Here is a 792-nt window from a genome sequence, read left to right on the forward strand (position 1 = left end):
TTGCTGCAGGTCGTCGGCGCCAGTTTGCACAGTGCAGCCAGCGCAGGGGACCTGGTCACATCCCCGGGTACGCCATACCCCGAGGACACCGAGATCAGAGATAACGCCGTACGCATCATGGCCACCCTTGAGCAGGGGTCGGTCGAGGACCGCTTCTACCGCTCCTTGAAGGAATCAGCCGAACGCAGGATTGCGTGGTCCGTACAGGAGGACACCGAACCCGACCATCGCGCCTGGTGACGGACTGGCCAGGGATGTGGTCAGTCGATAGAGAATTTGGTGAACTCGACGTCGGATGCCGTCGGCATGGCGAATCCGAACCGCGCGCGGCTAAGCGTTGTCCCGTAAATGATCTTTCATGTGCTGGATGAACTGCCGTTTCTCCGTCACCCGGCGAGGGTGATGTTGTGCAGGCGGGCGATGCCGAGCATGGCGGGGGGGACGCCGTCGCCTTTGAGGCGGCAGTCGCGGAGGATCTTCCAGGTCTTCATGCGGGCGAAGGCGTGCTCGACGCGGGCGCGGACTTTGCGGTGGGAGGTGTTGTGTTCCTCTTTCCAGTCAGGGAGTTCGGCTTGGCCGGGTTCGCGGCGGTGCGGGATGACCAGGCCGGTGCCGCGGTAGCCGCCGTCCGCGATGACCGTGGTCTTGCCGACGGCGTCCTTCGCGCCGGACAGTTCCCACGCCTTGCAGTCGTTGCGGTTGCCGGGCAACGGGCGGCCGACGGCGACGACGAGCCGGGTGTCGGCGTCGATGACGACCTGGTGGTTGGTCGAGTAGCGGTAGTTCTTCGAC

At 64.9% G+C, this 792-nt stretch carries 2 protein-coding genes; one reads left to right on the forward strand and one right to left on the reverse strand.

Translation table 11 applies throughout. The features are described 5' to 3' along the window. Window positions 1–240, forward strand: a 240-nt coding sequence (locus TN53_RS48845) for a hypothetical protein (protein WP_234441843.1), incomplete at its 5' end; no start/stop codon positions are given. A 146-nt stretch (window positions 241–386) separates the two neighbouring features. On the opposite strand, the gene TN53_RS41315 is transcribed toward TN53_RS48845, so the two are convergent. Continuing rightward, window positions 387–792, reverse strand: a 406-nt coding sequence (locus tag TN53_RS41315) for a transposase (RefSeq protein ID WP_046264036.1), incomplete at its 5' end; no start/stop codon positions are given.

Source organism: Streptomyces sp. WM6386 (assembly GCF_000972385.1).
In the GTDB taxonomy this organism is placed as follows: Bacteria; Actinomycetota; Actinomycetes; order Streptomycetales; family Streptomycetaceae; genus Streptomyces.